Origin of the sequence: Leclercia sp. M50, from assembly GCF_037150775.1 — a bacterium.
Taxonomy (GTDB): domain Bacteria; phylum Pseudomonadota; class Gammaproteobacteria; order Enterobacterales; family Enterobacteriaceae; genus Enterobacter.
Window position 1 is genome coordinate 35,611 of the sequence record NZ_JBBCPK010000023.1, and the last position, 15,951, is coordinate 51,561.

Genomic DNA, 15,951 nt, shown 5'->3' on the forward strand with positions numbered 1-15,951 from the left:
GGGAGAAGCGATGATGCGCGTACTGGTTGTTGAGGATAATGCGTTGCTACGTCATCACCTGAAAGTTCAGCTTCAGGAAATGGGGCATCAGGTGGATGATGCTGAAGATGCCAAAGAAGCCGATTACTATCTCAATGAACATCTGCCCGATATCGCCATCGTTGACCTGGGTCTGCCTGATGAAGATGGTCTGTCGCTGATCCGCCGCTGGCGCAGCCACGATGTCTCTTTGCCGGTGCTGGTTTTAACCGCCCGCGAAGGCTGGCAGGATAAGGTCGAAGTGCTCAGCGCCGGTGCCGATGACTACGTCACCAAACCTTTCCATATTGAAGAGGTTGCCGCCCGCATGCAGGCGTTGATGCGCCGCAACAGCGGTCTGGCCTCGCAGGTGATCTCCATTCCGCCGTTCCAGGTCGATCTCTCCCGTCGCGAACTGGCGATAAATGACGAGGTGATTAAGCTGACGGCCTTTGAGTACACCATTATGGAGACGCTGATCCGTAACAGCGGCAAGGTGGTGAGCAAAGATTCCCTGATGCTCCAGCTCTACCCTGATGCGGAGCTGCGCGAAAGCCATACCATCGATGTTCTGATGGGCCGTCTGCGTAAGAAAATTCAGGCGCAGTACCCGGAGGATGTCATCACCACCGTGCGCGGGCAGGGCTATCTTTTCGAATTACGTTAAATGAAAAAACTGTTTCGTCACTTTCTGCCGCTGTCGCTGCGGTTTCGATTCCTGCTGGCGACAGCAGTAGTGGTGCTGGTGCTCTCCCTGGCCTACGGCATGGTGGCGCTGGTGGGCTACAGCGTCAGTTTCGACAAAACCACCTTCCGCCTGCTGCGCGGCGAAAGCAATCTCTTCTATACCCTCGCCAGATGGGAAGACAATAAAATCAGCATCGATATGCCGGAGCATCTGGATCGCCAGAGCCCAACCATGTCGCTGATTTATGATGAAAAAGGCAAGCTGCTGTGGGCCCAGCGCGACGTGCCGTGGCTGATTAAAAGCATCCGCCCGGAGTGGTTAAGAGCCAACGGCTTTCATGAGCTGGAAGCCAATGTTGATGCCACCAGCGTGCTGGTCGGTAACGATCGGAACATGCAGCGGGAGCTGGCCGAGATCCGCGAGGATGACGACGACAGCGAGCTGACCCACTCGGTGGCAGTAAATATTTACCCCGCGACACTCCAGATGCCCCAGTTGACCATTGTGGTCATCGACACCATTCCGGTTGAGCTTAAACGCTCCTATATGGTGTGGAACTGGTTCGTCTACGTGCTCGCTGCCAACCTGCTGCTGGTGATCCCCCTGCTCTGGCTGGCCGCCTGGTGGAGCCTGCGCCCTATCGAGTCGCTGGCGAAAGAGGTGCGCGAGCTGGAAGAACATCACCGTGAAAAACTCGACCCGAACACCCCCCGGGAACTCACCAGTCTGGTGCGCAATCTTAACCGGCTGCTGAAAAGCGAGCGCGAACGTTACGATAAGTACCGCACCACCCTCACCGATCTGACCCACAGCCTGAAAACCCCGCTGGCGGTCATGCAGAGCACGATGCGATCCCTGCGCAGCGCGAAGCTGAGCGCCGAGGAGGCAGAACCCGTGATGCTGGAGCAGATCAGCCGTATCTCGCAGCAGATTGGTTACTACCTGCACCGCGCCAGCATGCGCACCGGCAGCACCCTGCTGAGCAGGGAATTGCACCCCGTCGCCCCGCTGCTCGACAGTCTGACCTCGGCGCTGAACAAAGTTTACCAGCGCAAGGGGGTGAACATTACTCTCGATATCTCCCCGGAAATCAGTTTCGTCGGCGAAAAAAATGACTTTATGGAAGTGATGGGCAACTTGCTGGATAACGCCTGTAAATATTGCCTGGAGTTCGTTGAAGTCTCTGCCCGTCAGGGAGAGGACCAGCTGCATATTATCGTTGAGGATGATGGCCCCGGGATCCCTCAGGGCAAACGTGACCAGGTCTTCGATCGCGGCCAGCGCGCCGACACATTGCGCCCGGGTCAGGGGGTCGGTCTTTCGGTCGCCCGGGACATTGTGGAGCAGTATGGCGGCAGAATCGAAACCAGCGACAGCCTGCTGGGCGGTGCCCGAATGGAGGTAATTTTTGGTCGCCAGCATCTGACAAGCGACGATAGTTAAACGCCAGGGTGAAAAAAGCGTGATTCTCACACGCAGGCTGCCGAGCTTCCGTTATAATCCGAGTCATTAAAAGCCTGCGGAATATAAATATGGATTATCAATTAGCCCTTAACTGGCCCGACTTTATCGAACGTTACTGGCAAAAACGTCCGGTTGTCCTGAAACGCGGCATCACCAATTTCGTCGATCCGATCTCTCCCGATGAGCTGGCTGGCCTGGCCATGGAGAGCGAAGTCGACAGTCGTCTCGTCAGCCATCAGGACGGTAAATGGCAGGTGAGCCACGGCCCGTTTGAAAGCTACGACCACCTGGGTGAGAGCAACTGGTCGTTACTGGTGCAGGCGGTTAACCACTGGCACCAGCCCGCCGCAGCCCTGATGCTGCCATTCCGCGCCCTGCCCGACTGGCGGATGGACGATCTGATGATCTCCTTCTCCGTGCCCGGGGGCGGCGTTGGCCCGCATCTGGATCAGTACGATGTGTTTATTATCCAGGGTACCGGCCGCCGCCGCTGGCGCGTGGGTGAAAAGGTGCCGATGAAACAGCACTGCCCGCACCCCGACCTGCTGCAGGTCGATCCGTTTGTCGGCATCATCGACGAAGAGCTGGAGCCGGGCGATATTCTCTATATTCCACCGGGTTTCCCGCATGAGGGTTACTCCCTTGAGAACTCAATGAACTATTCGGTTGGTTTCCGCGCCCCAAGCGGTCGCGAGATGATCAGCGGGTTTGCCGATTACGTTCTGCAGCGCGAACTGGGCAGCCACCGTTTCAGCGATCCGGCGGTCCCTTCCCGCGAACATCCGGCCGATATTCTGCCGCAGGAGCTGGATCAGCTGCGCGGAATGATGCTGGAGATGATCAACCAGCCGGAACATTTCAACCAGTGGTTCGGGGAGTTTATCAGCCAGTCCCGTCACGAGCTGGACGTCTCCCTGCCGGAGCCGCCGTATCAGCCGGATGAAATCTACGATGCCCTTCAGCAGGGCGACAAGCTGGCGCGTCTGGGTGGATTGCGGGTGTTACGCATTGGCGAAGCGGTGTATGTCAATGGCGAGCAGCTGGATTCCCCGCACCGTCCGGCACTGGAGGCCCTTGCCAGCCATATGGTGCTAACTGCCGAGCATTTCGGCGATGCGCTGGACGATCCGTCGTTCCTCGCGATGATGGCCGCCCTGGTGAACAGCGGGTACTGGTTCTTCGAGGACTGAGACGTTTGTGGGTTGCCGGGCGGCACTGCGTTTGCCCGGCCTACAACGTTGTCTGTGACAATGCCCGGTGGCGCTTCGCTTACCGGGCCTACAAAATCGCAACCGTAGGCCGGGTAAGGCGTAGCCGCCACCCGGCTTTTTATCGCCGCTCTCCGGTGTCAAAATCCTCTATCTCCCCAGCCCAATCTTCCGGGTATATCCCTTCCCGTACATCACGATGAAAGGTGGAATAGGGCCACGCTTTCACGCGCGTCACATAGCCATGCTTCAGCGGGTTGATATGGATGTAATCCGTATGTCGCCGCAGGTCGTTGTCGTCCCGGATGGTATGTTCCCAGAAGCGTGGCTGCCAGATGCCTGGCATCCCCAGCACGCGGGTGAAGGTCTTTTTGATGTCTCGCCAGCGGCCGGAGTAGTCCGCGTCATTTTCGGGTAACGTCCAGATACAGTGCATATGTTCCGGCAGGATCACCCAGGCATTAATCAGAAAGGGTTTGCGGCGTTTAACACCTTGCGTTGCCGCACGAAGCGTATCGATATGTCGCGTCAGCAGATCGCTGCGCCGGTTTTGCAGGTTAACGGTGAAAAACCAGGTTCCGCCTGGCACGTAGTGGCGTCGGTAGTTTGACATGTGAGGTTCCTTCCTCATTTGTGGAAATGCCGGGTGGCGGCTACGCCTTACCCGGCCTACGAATGGGCCCGGTGAACCGGGCATTTCCCTACTGCTGCTTCGCCGTTAACTCGGCAATCCGCACAATCACCTGCACCGCTTTTTCCATTCCTTCCAGGGTCACGAACTCATGCTTGCCGTGGTAGTTATAGCCCCCGGTGAACAGATTCGGGCACGGCAGCCCCATAAAGGAGAGCTGCGCGCCATCGGTGCCGCCGCGGATCGGCTTGAGCTGCGGCTCGACGTCGCAGTCGCGCATCGCCTGCTGTGCCACCTCAAGGATGTAAGGATGCTCGATCACCTTTTCATGCATATTGTAATAGCTGTCTTCGATGACCAGCTCAATGTAGCAGTCCGGGTGAAGTCCTTTGCCCACCTTCTTTGCGATATCCATCATCTTGCGTTTGCGCGCTTCAAACCCTTCGCGGTTGAAATCACGGATGATGTAGTGCATATCCGCGCGGTCCACCGTCCCTTTGATGCTGGTCAGATGGTAGAAGCCCTCATAGCCTTCGGTTTTTTCCGGGCTTTCATCCGCCGGAACTTCAGCATGAATGCGGGCCGCCAGCGACAGCGCGTTCACCATCACCCCTTTCGCGGTGCCTGGGTGGACATTGTTGCCAACGATGCGGATATTCACCGACGCCGCATTGAAGTTCTCGAACTCCAGCTCCCCCACGCCGCCGCCATCGACGGTGTAGGCCCAGCGGGCATCGAACGCCTCAACATCAAAATGCTTCGCCCCTTTGCCCACCTCTTCATCGGGGGTAAAGGCCACGCGGATATCGCCGTGCGGCACGTTGTTGTTCTTCAGCACCGCCAGCGCGGTCATGATCTCGGCAACGCCCGCTTTGTCATCAGCCCCCAGCAGCGTTTTGCCATCGGTGGTGATCAGGGTCTGGCCAAGCAACTGGTGTAATACCGGGAACATCACCGGCGACAGCACTTCGTCACCGACGCCAAGGGCGATATCACCGCCCCGATAATTCTCAACAATCTGCGGATTGACATTTTTACCGCTAAAATCCGGTGAGGTATCGACATGGGAAATAAAACCAATGGCAGGAATATCACCGCTCACATTCGCAGGTAGCGTGCCCATCACCGTCCCTTTTTCACTTAAGGTCACGTTAACGAGCCCCAACTCCTCCAGCTGGCTTTTTAACAGCTGCAACAGCTTCCACTGCCCTTCGGTGCTTGGCACCTGGCGGACACCCGGCTTAGATTGGGTATCCAGCGATACGTACTGTAAAAAACGCTCAAGTAATTTATCCATGCAGTCACCCTCACTTTTCGTGACAACATTATCAGTAAGCAGCAAAACCCAAATATTGCGTCAGGTCACTTTTATCCCGTAAACGAGAATATTTCCGGTTCTCTCATCGTTTGCTAATAAATGTAGCTTATCAATGGGTAACAAGGATTGGCGATTGCAGCGCTTTCCCGTAGAATGTCCGCCCTCATTACGTTTCACCAAGGTGGTTAACCACAAACCCCGCTGCGATAAGCATTTGCAGCGTCGATATGGGACTGAATCAAAAATTGAATACACAACCAGCTTCACTGTCACCGTTGGTGCAACTGGCCGGAATTCGTAAAAGCTTTGACGGAAAAACCGTCATTTCCGACCTGGATTTAACGATCAACAACGGCGAATTTCTTACACTACTTGGCCCTTCAGGCTGTGGTAAAACGACAGTGCTTCGCCTTATCGCCGGGCTGGATAACGTCGATCGCGGTCACATCCATCTGGACAATCAGGACATTACCCTGGTTCCTGCTGAACAGCGCCACGTCAATACCGTCTTTCAAAGTTACGCACTTTTCCCGCACATGACGGTTTTCGAAAACGTCGCCTTTGGCCTGCGGATGCAAAAAACGCCCGCCAGCGAAATCACGCCACGCGTCACCGAGGCCCTGCGCATGGTTCAGCTTGAAGCGTTCGCCCAGCGTAAACCGCACCAGCTTTCGGGTGGACAGCAACAGCGTGTCGCCATCGCCCGTGCCGTGGTTAATAAACCGCGCCTGCTGCTGCTGGATGAGTCCCTTTCCGCACTCGACTACAAGCTGCGCAAGCAGATGCAGAACGAATTAAAGGCGCTGCAGCGTAAGCTCGGGATCACCTTTGTTTTTGTTACCCACGACCAGGAAGAGGCATTGACCATGTCCGATCGCATCGTGGTGATGCGCGAGGGCAAAATCGAGCAGGACGGCACGCCGCGCGAGATCTACGAAGAGCCGAAAAACCTGTTTGTCGCCAGCTTTATTGGTGAAATCAACATCTTCAATGCTACCGTTATTGAACGACTCGACGACCAGCGGGTGCTGGCTAACGTCGAGGGCCGCGCCTGCAACATCTTCGTCAATTTTGCCGTTGAGCCGGGACAGCAGCTGAACGTCCTGCTGCGTCCGGAAGATCTGCGCGTTGATGAGATCCACGACGAAACCGAAGTCGAAGGGTTAATCGGCCATATCCGCGAGCGCAACTACAAAGGTATGACGCTTGAGTCGGTCGTTGAGCTGGAAAACGGCAAGATGGTGATGGTCAGCGAATTCTTTAACGAAGACGATCCCGATTTCGACCACTCGCTCAATCAAAAAATGGTCATTAACTGGGTAGAAAGCTGGGAGGTTGTGCTGGCTGATGAAGAACACAAGTAAATTCCAGAATGTGGTGATCGCCACTATCGTCGGTTGGCTTGTGTTATTTGTCTTTTTACCCAACCTGATGATCATCGCGACCAGCTTCCTGACCCGTGACGACGCCCATTTTGTCTCGCTGGTCTTTACGCTGGAAAATTACGCGCGCCTGCTGGACCCGCTCTATTTCCAGGTCCTGCTCCATTCGCTCAATATGGCGCTGATAGCCACCGTCGCCTGCCTGGTGCTGGGGTATCCCTTTGCCTGGTTCCTGGCGAAGCTGCCGACGAAAGTGCGACCGCTGCTGCTGTTCCTGCTGATTGTGCCCTTCTGGACCAACTCGCTGATCCGCATCTACGGCCTGAAGATCTTTCTCAGCACCAAAGGCTACCTGAACGAGTTTCTGCTGTGGCTGGGCATCATTGATACCCCGATCCGCATCATGTTCACTCCCGGCGCGGTGATTGTGGGGCTGGTCTACATCCTGCTGCCGTTTATGGTGATGCCGCTCTACTCCAGCATTGAGAAGCTGGATAAGCCCCTGCTGGAGGCGGCAAGGGATCTGGGCGCCAGCAAAATCCAGACCTTTATCCGCATTATCATCCCCCTGACCATGCCGGGGATCATTGCCGGCTGCCTGCTGGTGATGCTGCCAGCGATGGGGCTGTTCTACGTCTCTGACCTGATGGGCGGGGCTAAAAACCTGCTGATCGGTAATGTCATCAAGAGCCAGTTCCTCAATATCCGCGACTGGCCGTTCGGTTCGGCCACCAGTATCACCCTGACCCTGGTGATGGGCCTGATGCTGCTGGTCTACTGGCGCGCGTCGCGGCTGCTTAACAGTAAAGGGGAACTTGAATGATCGGTCGACTGCTCCGCGGCGGTTTTATGACCGCGATTTATGCGTACCTCTACATTCCGATCATTATCCTGATCGTGAACTCCTTTAACAGCTCGCGCTTTGGCATTAACTGGCAAGGTTTTACCACCCAGTGGTACAGCCTGCTGGTAAATAACGACAGCCTGCTGCAGGCGGCGCAGCACTCCCTGACGATGGCGATCTTCTCGGCCACCCTCGCCACTCTGATTGGCTCCCTGACGGCGGTGGCGCTCTATCGCTACCGTTTTCGCGGCAAGCCTTTCGTCAGCGGCATGCTGTTTGTGGTGATGATGTCCCCGGACATCGTAATGGCCATCTCGCTGCTGGTGCTCTTTATGCTGCTGGGGGTGCAACTGGGCTTCTGGTCCCTGCTCTTCTCGCACATCACCTTCTGCCTGCCGTTTGTGGTGGTGACGGTCTACTCCCGTCTGAAAGGCTTTGACGTGCGGATGCTGGAGGCGGCGAAAGATCTGGGTGCCAGCGAGATGACCATCCTGCGAAAAATTATCCTGCCGCTGGCGATGCCCGCCGTGGCCGCGGGATGGCTGCTCAGCTTTACCCTGTCGATGGATGACGTGGTGGTTTCGTCATTCGTCACCGGGCCGAGCTATGAAATTCTGCCGTTGAAGATCTATTCAATGGTGAAAGTCGGCGTCTCACCGGAGGTGAACGCGCTGGCGACCATACTGTTGATGTTATCGCTGGTTCTGGTAATCGCCAGCCAGCTTATTGCTCGTGATAAAACAAAATCTCAGGGGACGTATTAATGAAAAAATGGTCACGCCACCTGCTCGCGGCAGGCGCTCTCGCAATGGGTATTAGCGCTGCACACGCGGACGACAGTAAAACGCTCTATTTCTATAACTGGACCGAGTATGTGCCGCCAGGCCTGCTGGAGCAATTCACTAAAGAGACCGGCATCAAGGTGATCTATTCGACATACGAGTCGAATGAAACCATGTATGCCAAGCTCAAAACCTATAAAGATGGCGCCTACGACCTGGTGGTCCCGTCGACCTATTTCGTCGACAAGATGCGCAAAGAGGGCATGATCCAGAAGATCGACAAATCGAAGCTAACCAATTTTTCAAACCTCGATCCGGAGATGCTCAACAAGCCGTTTGACCCGAATAACGATTACTCTATTCCGTACATCTGGGGCGCAACGGCAATTGGGATTAACAGCGAAGCGATGGATCCTAAATCGGTGACGAGCTGGGCCGACCTGTGGAAACCAGACTATAAAGGCGAAATGCTGCTGACCGACGACGCCCGCGAAGTGTTCCAGATTGCGCTGCGTAAGCTGGGCTACTCTGGCAACACCACCGATCCGAAAGAGATTGAAGCGGCTTACCATGAGCTGCAAAAACTGATGCCTAACGTGGCCGCCTTCAACTCCGATAATCCGGCGAACCCGTATATGGAAGGGGAAGTCAACGTGGGGATGGTGTGGAACGGGTCGGCATACGTCGCGCGTCAGGCCGGTACGCCGCTGGAAGTGGTGTGGCCTGCAGAGGGCGGGATCTTCTGGATGGACAGCCTGGCTATTCCGGCCAATGCTAAAAACGTGGACGGTGCCCTGAAGCTGATTAACTTCCTGCTGCGCCCGGATGTGGCAAAACAGGTAGCAGAGACCATCGGCTACCCGACGCCAAACCTCGCCGCCCGCAAGCTGCTGAGCCCGACCGTTGCAAATGACAAGTCGCTCTACCCGGATGCGCAGACCATTAGTAAAGGCGAGTGGCAGAACGATGTGGGCGACGCCAGCCGCCTGTATGAAGAGTATTACCAGAAGTTGAAGGCAGGTCGTTAATGCAATACTATGCCGGGTTTCGACCCGGCATAACTCAATGGTACAAGGATAAGTACATATGAAGCTGAACAATAACGTTCTTTATTCTCTTTTTTCTGCATCGACATTATTTTTACTACCGTTAACAAGACATGGGCATTGAGTTTCCTGATTTAAAGGATTACAGGCAACATCATAAAAGGACTTATTATGTCAAAAAAAACGCAGAGAAAAGCGCCGCCCCTATTCGGTGTAGTCGCCGTCAATGATATTTATTGCGATATCATAAGAAACGTCCCCAGAAGCGAATGGCTTGGCGTAACGATGCCGCTTCTGACATTAATCCCATTTCTGTTATCTATTTTTTTTATTGGCCCAATTATTGGGTATTCTCCCATATTTATTCTGGTTGAGATTATACTCATCCTGATGTTCTATAGCAGCATCCACGCACTGCGTGTCGTCATTACCCACCCCAAAACGTTAATCGTCAGGCTGAATCGCAAGCGCCAACGGGTGTATGTTCAAACGTATCGTCCCACGCGTAATATCTTTGCGAAATGGCCTGTCGAAACGCTGATTTATGACTGGAAGGACATTGAAGCCCATTTTAGTAACGGTTCCGGAACCGCGGGTTCCCGGACATGGTATAAGTGGCAAGCACCCTCGACTGACGGGAAAAAAAACTGGATAATCATCAGCGATGATAACGCGCCTTTATTTTATCAAGTCTCTCGCTTCTCTACCGATATCGCAGATACTCTTTTGAGTTATGCGGAATCCTGGGCGTGGTGCAGAAACTATATGAATGGCCTGATGACCCCCGTTCATTTAATATCGATAGAAAATAACTACTCCTTCAAATATTGCGTGACGAGATTGAGCAGCCGGATGTTGTCGCGAGTCAATGAACAGGATAAATGGACAACCATTTTTCCCGTCAGGAATCCTTTTTTCTGGCTCATTTCTTTTATTATGGTGCCAACCATTTTACTGGACGCTCTGGCAATGAGGCAAATTATGCGCAGGCTGCCGGAGACGCCGTGGTCTGATGAGGCGCAGGGCGAATCAACAACAGATAAACAATAGATTAATTATTTATTTTAACTGCGTAAGGTCCTGCGTTGTCGTCAGGGCTTTGCGGGTAATCTGGCGTTGATTCGCCCCGCTCTACTATTTACTCCGATATTTTTTGCAACGCGTCATCAATTTTGCCAATCACATACATCAGCGGTTTCCACAGCACGATCAGCGTAACAATCGTGCCGAACAGCTGCACATCGCCATGCGCAAGTTGTCCGGTAAACAGCAGGTATACCAGGTTAAATATACACGAGCCAGCGGAGACAATGCCGAGGTATAAAAAGAGAATGAACAGGATATTTCTGCTGTCAGAAAGGCGAGGCAGGCAACACTGGCTCCACAGCCCTATCCCTACCGCCACAATAAAAATAATGGCCGATACAATTAGCGGGTTATCCATAACCTGTTCCTGTCGTTCCCTGGAAATTTGCGCGAAAAGCGTCTGCTCTTCGCGCAGTGAACCACTTACAATCCCTTAAGAAGCTTATCCACAAACTGCGGCACCACTTCGCTCGCCAGTCCGTAGGTTTTCTCTTCAAACTCGCTGCCCACCTGGCTCGGCTCAAGGTTCAGCTCCACCGTATGCGCCCCGTGCAGCTTCGCTTCGTGAACAAATCCCGCCGCCGGATAGACATGCCCCGAGGTGCCAATGGCGATAAACAGATCCGCCATCGCCAGGGCGTTGTAGATCTCGTCCATTCCCAGCGGCATTTCGCCAAACCACACCACGTGCGGGCGCAGCGGCGACGGGAACTGACAGCAGTGGCATTTGTCATCGGAGGTGACATCGCCGGTCCAGCTAAAGACCTGGCCGCTGCTGGAGCAACGCACCTTCAGCAATTCACCGTGCATATGAAGCACGTTGCGGTTGCCCGCGCGCTCATGCAGGTTATCAATATTTTGCGTTACCAGCAGGAAGCGATCCCCCAGCGCCTCTTCGAGTTTAGCCAGCGCCAGATGCGCCGCATTAGGGGCGATCTCCGGCGACTGCAACTGACGGCGGCGGGCGTTGTAGAATTCCTGCACCAGCTGCGGGTTACGGGCAAAACCTTCCGGCGTCGCCACATCTTCAACCCGATGCTCTTCCCACAACCCGTCGGTCGCGCGAAACGTTCGAATGCCCGACTCGGCGGAGATCCCCGCCCCGGTCAGGACCAGTACTCTTGGTTTTTCCATCAATTCCGGCATTGCCACATCCTGGAAGAAAATTCGCTGGCGTAAGCGCTCACGCAAGCGGCGTTTGTTTTTGCGAAAACGGCTGAGTCGAAGTGACCGTCGCGACAGCATAAAAACCTCGTATGGCTAACGGGTGAGATGGAGGAATGCGGCGCCGCGCATTCCTCCGGCATCGCCATGTCGCGCGCGCTCAATGCGCGGGACACGGGCAACCGGCAACAAATGACGCGGCAACCGACCGGACAACCGTTCGGCGATGGCCGTAAAGTTCGATAATCCTCCACCGATCACCAGCAGGTCAGGATCGACAATGGTCAGGATATTCCCCAGACAGACCGCCAGCAGATCGAGATAGCGCTCAACGTGCTCTACAGCCTGTTCATCCCCCTGCTCCCACAGGGCAATGATTTCCGGAGCCTGACGTTTTTGATGATAGAAGTGTTCATAAAGCCATGCAAATCCACGGCCGGAGAGGTAGTTCTCAATGCAGCCGTGCTGGCCGCAACCGCAACGGAGGAGCGGGAAATCACGCCCTACCACCTCAAGCGCATCCACCGGCAGGCGAATATGACCAAACTCGCCGGTGATATAGCTGCGTCCGGTCACCGGTTTGCCATTCACCACAATCCCGCCGCCGACACCGGTGCCGAGGATCAGCCCCATCACCAGGGGGTATTGCTGGAACTCATCGTCCCAGGCTTCGGAGAGGGCAAAACAGTTAGCGTCGTTGTCGAGGCGCACGTCGCGCTCAAGGAGGCGGGTCAGGTCGGCGCGCAGCGGCCTACCGCTTGCCGCCGGGACGTTGGCGGCGTACAGCGTACCGTCGTCGGTTTCCGGCATCCCCGGAATGCCTATGCCCACCGTGCCCTTCACGCCGAAGCGTTCATCGGCCTGGGCCACCAGCGCGGCAATGGCGGTTAAAAATTCATCGTAGCTTTCGTGGGGAGTGGGAACCCGGGTTTCCCACTGCAATTTCAGGTTGGTATCAAATACGCCAAGGGCAATTTTGGTGCCGCCAATATCAAATCCGTAATACATAGTGCATTCCTCTTTTGATCCGGCGGCAACGCTCACCGGATCATGACGTAATTACTGGCCACTTAATACCCTCGCCGGATCAATTCGGCTTGCGCGACGCGCCGGATACCAGCTTGCCAGCAGACTCAGTAAAAGTGCTGTAACCAGCACATAAAAAACATCCAGCCAGTGCAATTCAGACGGCAGGAAGTCAATAAAATAGATATCGCCCGACAGGAACTGATGCCCGATCAGGGCCTCCAGACCGTTGATAATCGGCGTCAGCTGCAATGAAACCACCACCCCGATAACCACACCGCACAGGCTGCCCAGCAGCCCCGCCAGCAGACCATACCAGACGAAGATGGCACGAATAAGACCATCTTTTGCGCCGAGGGTACGCAGCACCGCGATGTCGCCGCTCTTGTCTTTCACCGCCATCACCAGCGTGGAGACGATGTTAAAGCAGGCCACGCCGATCACCAGCACCATCGCCAGGTACATAATGGCGCGGATCATCTGGATATCACGATACATATACCCGTAAGTGCCGATCCAGCTCTTGATGTAGACATAGCTGTCGGTCACTTCCCCGGCGTCGCGCACCAGTTTGTTGGCGTTGAAGACGTCGTTAACCTTGATGGCGATCCCGGTGACGCTGCTGCCCATATCGAGATACTGGCGCGCATCTTCCAGCGGCACCATAGCAAAGCTGTGATCGAGCTGACCGCTTAGCTGCAAAATACCGGTCACGTGCAGACGCACGCGCTTCGGCTGCTGAAGCTTATGATCGGCGCTGGCGTTAGGGATCATGATCGACACCCAGTCGCCCTGCTTCACTTTCAGCGCGTCGGCCACTCCCTTACCGAGGATAATCTGTTGATCGCCAGCTTTAAAGTTGGCCCAGGCCTCTTTCTGGATAAACTGTGGCAGCGCGCTGAGCTTCTCTTCCTGGCGCGGGTTCACCCCTTTCACCTGGATAGCGCGCAGGTTTGCGCCGCTCTCCACCAGCCCGGTGAAATTGATATAGGGCGCAGCCGCGGCAATGCCCGGCACCTTTTCCACTTTATTCAGGGCGTCGTTCCAGTTATTCCACGGCTGGTTAACCGGCTCAATTTCGCCGTGCGGCACGACTGCCAGAATGCGGTTGTTCAGCTCACGCTCGAAGCCGTTCATGGCGCTGAGGCCAACAATCAGTACCGCCACGCCCAGCGCGATACCGACGGTGGAGATGACCGAGATGAGCGACACCATGCCACTGCGGCGGCGACCCCGGCTAAAACGCAGGCCGATGAGTAACGATAACGGTGAAGCCATCAATCTGCCCCCATCAGGGTCAGTTCGGTATTCAGGCGACCGTCACGCATCTCCAGCTGGCGGGACATGCGTTTTGCCAGCTGCAGATCGTGAGTCACCACCAGGAAGGCGGTGCCCTGGGAGGCATTCAGTTCGCCGAGAAGCTGGAAGATGCTGTCAGCGTTGCGGGCATCCAGGTTACCGGTCGGTTCATCCGCCAGCACCAGGCGCGGATTATTCACCAGCGCACGGGCAATCGCCACACGCTGGCGCTCACCACCGGAGAGCTCGGAAGGCCGATGGTTGCCGCGGTGGCCCAGCCCCACCGCTTTCAGCATATCGCTGGCGCGGGCGTTGATTTCAGCCGGTTTCTTTTTGCCGATCAGCAGCGGCATCGCCACGTTTTCCAGCGCCGTAAAGTCCGGCAGCAGGTGGTGGAACTGATAGATAAAGCCCAGCTCGCGGTTACGCAGATCGGCTTTGGCGCTCGATGACATCGAACTCAGCGGCGTGCCGGAGAAGACCACATCGCCGGAGGTCGGTGTATCCAGCCCGCCAAGCAGGTGCAGCAGGGTACTTTTCCCGGAGCCGGAGGTGCCGACGATCGCCATCATCTCCCCTTCCCCGACGCTGAAGCTGACATTGTGCAGGACATCCGTCTGCACCGTGCCTTCCTGATAGCGTTTGCACAGGTTGTCGCATTGCAACAGGATCTTATTCATAACGTAAAGCCTCAGCGGGTTGGGTGGCGGCAGCGCGCCATGAAGGATAAAGCGTGGAGAGTAAGGCAACGGCCATCGCAGCCAGCGCAATGCCCACTACCTGCAGCGGCTCAATGGCCACCGGCAGTGCCGCGCCGTCGAGCAGCGCGCCGATAATCGGCATTAAATTATTGAGCTGGCTGGCAAGCAGCGTACCGAGCAGCGCGCCGAGCAGCGCGCCGACAATCCCGGCGCTGGCGCCCTGCACCATAAAGACCGCCATGATCTGCCGCGGCGTCAGCCCCTGGGTTTGCAGGATCGCCACTTCGCCCTGCTTCTCCATCACCATCAGGCCCAGCGAGGTAATGATGTTAAAGGCGGCAACCGCCACAATCAGGCTCAGGAGCAGGCCCATCATGTTTTTTTCCATCCGCACGGCCTGGAACAGCTCGCCTTTGCGTTCGCGCCAGTCCTGCCATTGGGTGCCTTCCGGCAGGGTTTGCTGGCTTAACACATCGACCTTCAGCGGCTCGTTGAGCCACAGACGCCAGCCGGTGATATTGCCGAGCGGGTAACGCATCAGGCGCGACGCGTCCTGGATATTGACCAGCATCTGATAGCCGTCCACTTCGCTGTTGGCGGCGAAGGTGCCGATCACATTAAACAGGCGCTGGCTCGGGAGCCGCCCCATCGGGGTAAACTGGCTGGCAGACGGCACCATCACCCGTAGCTGATCGCCGCGATTGACCCCCAGCTGTCCGGCAAGCTGTTCGCCGAGAATGACGTTGTACTGGCCGGGAACCAGATCGCCCTGTTTGACGTTGACCAGGAACGGCGTCAGGGGATCCTTTTGCGCCGGGTCGATGCCGAGCATCACCCCGACCGCCACGCTGCGGGCGCTCTGTAGCACCACGTCACCGGAGGTGATCGGCGCCACGCGGCTTACGCCCTGGAGCTTGACGGCGCTTTGTGGCAGCTGCTGCGGATTCACCGACCCGCTGCTGGATGAGAGGATCGCCTGCGGCATCAGCCCCAGAATGTTATTTTGCAGCTCGCGCTCAAAGCCGTTCATGACGGAGAGAACCGTCACCAGCGCCATCACGCCAAGCGTAATGCCAATGGTTGAAAGCCAGGAGACGAAGCGACCGAAGCGGTCCGCGGCGCGCCCACGCATATAACGTAAGCCTATGAATAGTGCGACAGGTTGGTACATGAAATCCGTCTGTTTGCTGATAGCAGACCCACGAGTATATAAGCGAATCCGCTAAGGGTAAATGACTGAAACCGTAAGCTTTGCTTATCATTTGTCTGAAAAAGCACGGTAAATCAGCGTAAT

The 15,951-nt window shown here is 55.9% G+C and carries 16 protein-coding genes; 8 read left to right on the plus strand and 8 right to left on the minus strand.

What is annotated here, in order from left to right:
• The first annotated feature begins 13 nt into the window (after positions 1–13).
• The 3 genes from phoP (at position 14) to WFM46_RS08035 (ending at position 3,360) form a co-directional block, all read left to right on the plus strand.
• Positions 14–685, plus strand: a complete 672-nt coding sequence (gene phoP / locus WFM46_RS08025) for a two-component system response regulator PhoP (RefSeq protein ID WP_039028964.1) — start codon at positions 14–16, stop codon at positions 683–685.
• Positions 686–2,149 (plus strand): two-component system sensor histidine kinase PhoQ, encoded by a 1,464-nt coding sequence (gene phoQ, locus WFM46_RS08030; protein WP_336997407.1) that lies wholly within the window; start codon positions 686–688, stop codon positions 2,147–2,149. It begins immediately after the preceding gene.
• A gap of 89 nt (positions 2,150–2,238) precedes the next feature.
• Positions 2,239–3,360, plus strand: a complete 1,122-nt coding sequence (locus WFM46_RS08035) for a ribosomal protein uL16 3-hydroxylase (protein WP_336997408.1) — start codon at positions 2,239–2,241, stop codon at positions 3,358–3,360.
• Positions 3,361–3,499: 139 nt separating this feature from the next.
• Here the strand turns inward: WFM46_RS08035 and WFM46_RS08040 are convergent, their stop codons facing one another.
• Entirely contained in the window at positions 3,500–3,991 is a 492-nt protein-coding gene (locus tag WFM46_RS08040; protein ID WP_103179129.1) for an REP-associated tyrosine transposase, read from the minus strand.
• An 88-nt stretch (positions 3,992–4,079) separates the two neighbouring features.
• A complete protein-coding gene (gene pepT / locus WFM46_RS08045; protein WP_180210127.1) occupies positions 4,080–5,306 on the minus strand; it encodes a peptidase T in 1,227 nt (408 codons plus the stop codon).
• Positions 5,307–5,554: 248 nt separating this feature from the next.
• Between pepT and potA the strand changes: the two genes are divergently transcribed.
• From potA to WFM46_RS08070, 5 genes are all read left to right on the plus strand, one after another.
• On the plus strand, positions 5,555–6,691 hold the full coding sequence (potA, locus tag WFM46_RS08050; RefSeq protein ID WP_336997409.1) for a spermidine/putrescine ABC transporter ATP-binding protein PotA: 1,137 nt from the start codon (positions 5,555–5,557) through the stop codon (positions 6,689–6,691).
• Complete coding sequence (potB, locus tag WFM46_RS08055) at positions 6,675–7,532, plus strand: spermidine/putrescine ABC transporter permease PotB (RefSeq protein WP_103823740.1); 858 nt, start codon at positions 6,675–6,677, stop codon at positions 7,530–7,532. Before potA ends, potB begins: the two co-directional genes overlap by 17 nt.
• Positions 7,529–8,317, plus strand: coding sequence for a spermidine/putrescine ABC transporter permease PotC (gene potC, locus WFM46_RS08060; RefSeq protein ID WP_103179124.1), 789 nt, complete (start codon positions 7,529–7,531; stop codon positions 8,315–8,317). The genes potB and potC overlap by 4 nt, the downstream gene beginning before the upstream one ends.
• On the plus strand, positions 8,317–9,363 hold the full coding sequence (gene potD, locus WFM46_RS08065) for a spermidine/putrescine ABC transporter substrate-binding protein PotD (RefSeq protein ID WP_336997410.1): 1,047 nt from the start codon (positions 8,317–8,319) through the stop codon (positions 9,361–9,363). Before potC ends, potD begins: the two co-directional genes overlap by 1 nt.
• 189 nt (positions 9,364–9,552) lie before the next feature.
• Positions 9,553–10,431, plus strand: a complete 879-nt coding sequence (locus WFM46_RS08070; RefSeq protein WP_336997411.1) for a DUF6708 domain-containing protein — start codon at positions 9,553–9,555, stop codon at positions 10,429–10,431.
• Between the two features lie 88 nt (positions 10,432–10,519).
• Here WFM46_RS08070 and WFM46_RS08075 read toward each other — a convergent pair whose 3' ends face one another.
• The 6 genes from WFM46_RS08075 to lolC form a co-directional block, all read right to left on the minus strand.
• The gene (locus tag WFM46_RS08075) at positions 10,520–10,825 is read right to left on the minus strand and encodes a hypothetical protein (RefSeq protein ID WP_336997412.1); all 306 of its coding nucleotides are present in this window, start codon (positions 10,823–10,825) and stop codon (positions 10,520–10,522) included.
• Positions 10,826–10,890: 65 nt separating this feature from the next.
• Positions 10,891–11,712, minus strand: a complete 822-nt coding sequence (cobB, locus tag WFM46_RS08080; RefSeq protein WP_336997413.1) for a Sir2 family NAD+-dependent deacetylase — start codon at positions 11,710–11,712, stop codon at positions 10,891–10,893.
• Between the two features lie 15 nt (positions 11,713–11,727).
• Positions 11,728–12,639 (minus strand): N-acetylglucosamine kinase, encoded by a 912-nt coding sequence (gene nagK, locus WFM46_RS08085; protein WP_103179119.1) that lies wholly within the window; start codon positions 12,637–12,639, stop codon positions 11,728–11,730.
• A gap of 51 nt (positions 12,640–12,690) precedes the next feature.
• A complete protein-coding gene (gene lolE, locus WFM46_RS08090; RefSeq protein WP_156654291.1) occupies positions 12,691–13,935 on the minus strand; it encodes a lipoprotein-releasing ABC transporter permease subunit LolE in 1,245 nt (414 codons plus the stop codon).
• Entirely contained in the window at positions 13,935–14,636 is a 702-nt protein-coding gene (lolD, locus tag WFM46_RS08095) for a lipoprotein-releasing ABC transporter ATP-binding protein LolD (protein ID WP_103179117.1), read from the minus strand. Before lolD ends, lolE begins: the two co-directional genes overlap by 1 nt.
• Entirely contained in the window at positions 14,629–15,828 is a 1,200-nt protein-coding gene (lolC, locus tag WFM46_RS08100; protein WP_336997414.1) for a lipoprotein-releasing ABC transporter permease subunit LolC, read from the minus strand. Before lolC ends, lolD begins: the two co-directional genes overlap by 8 nt.
• Between the last annotated feature and the right edge of the window lie 123 nt (positions 15,829–15,951).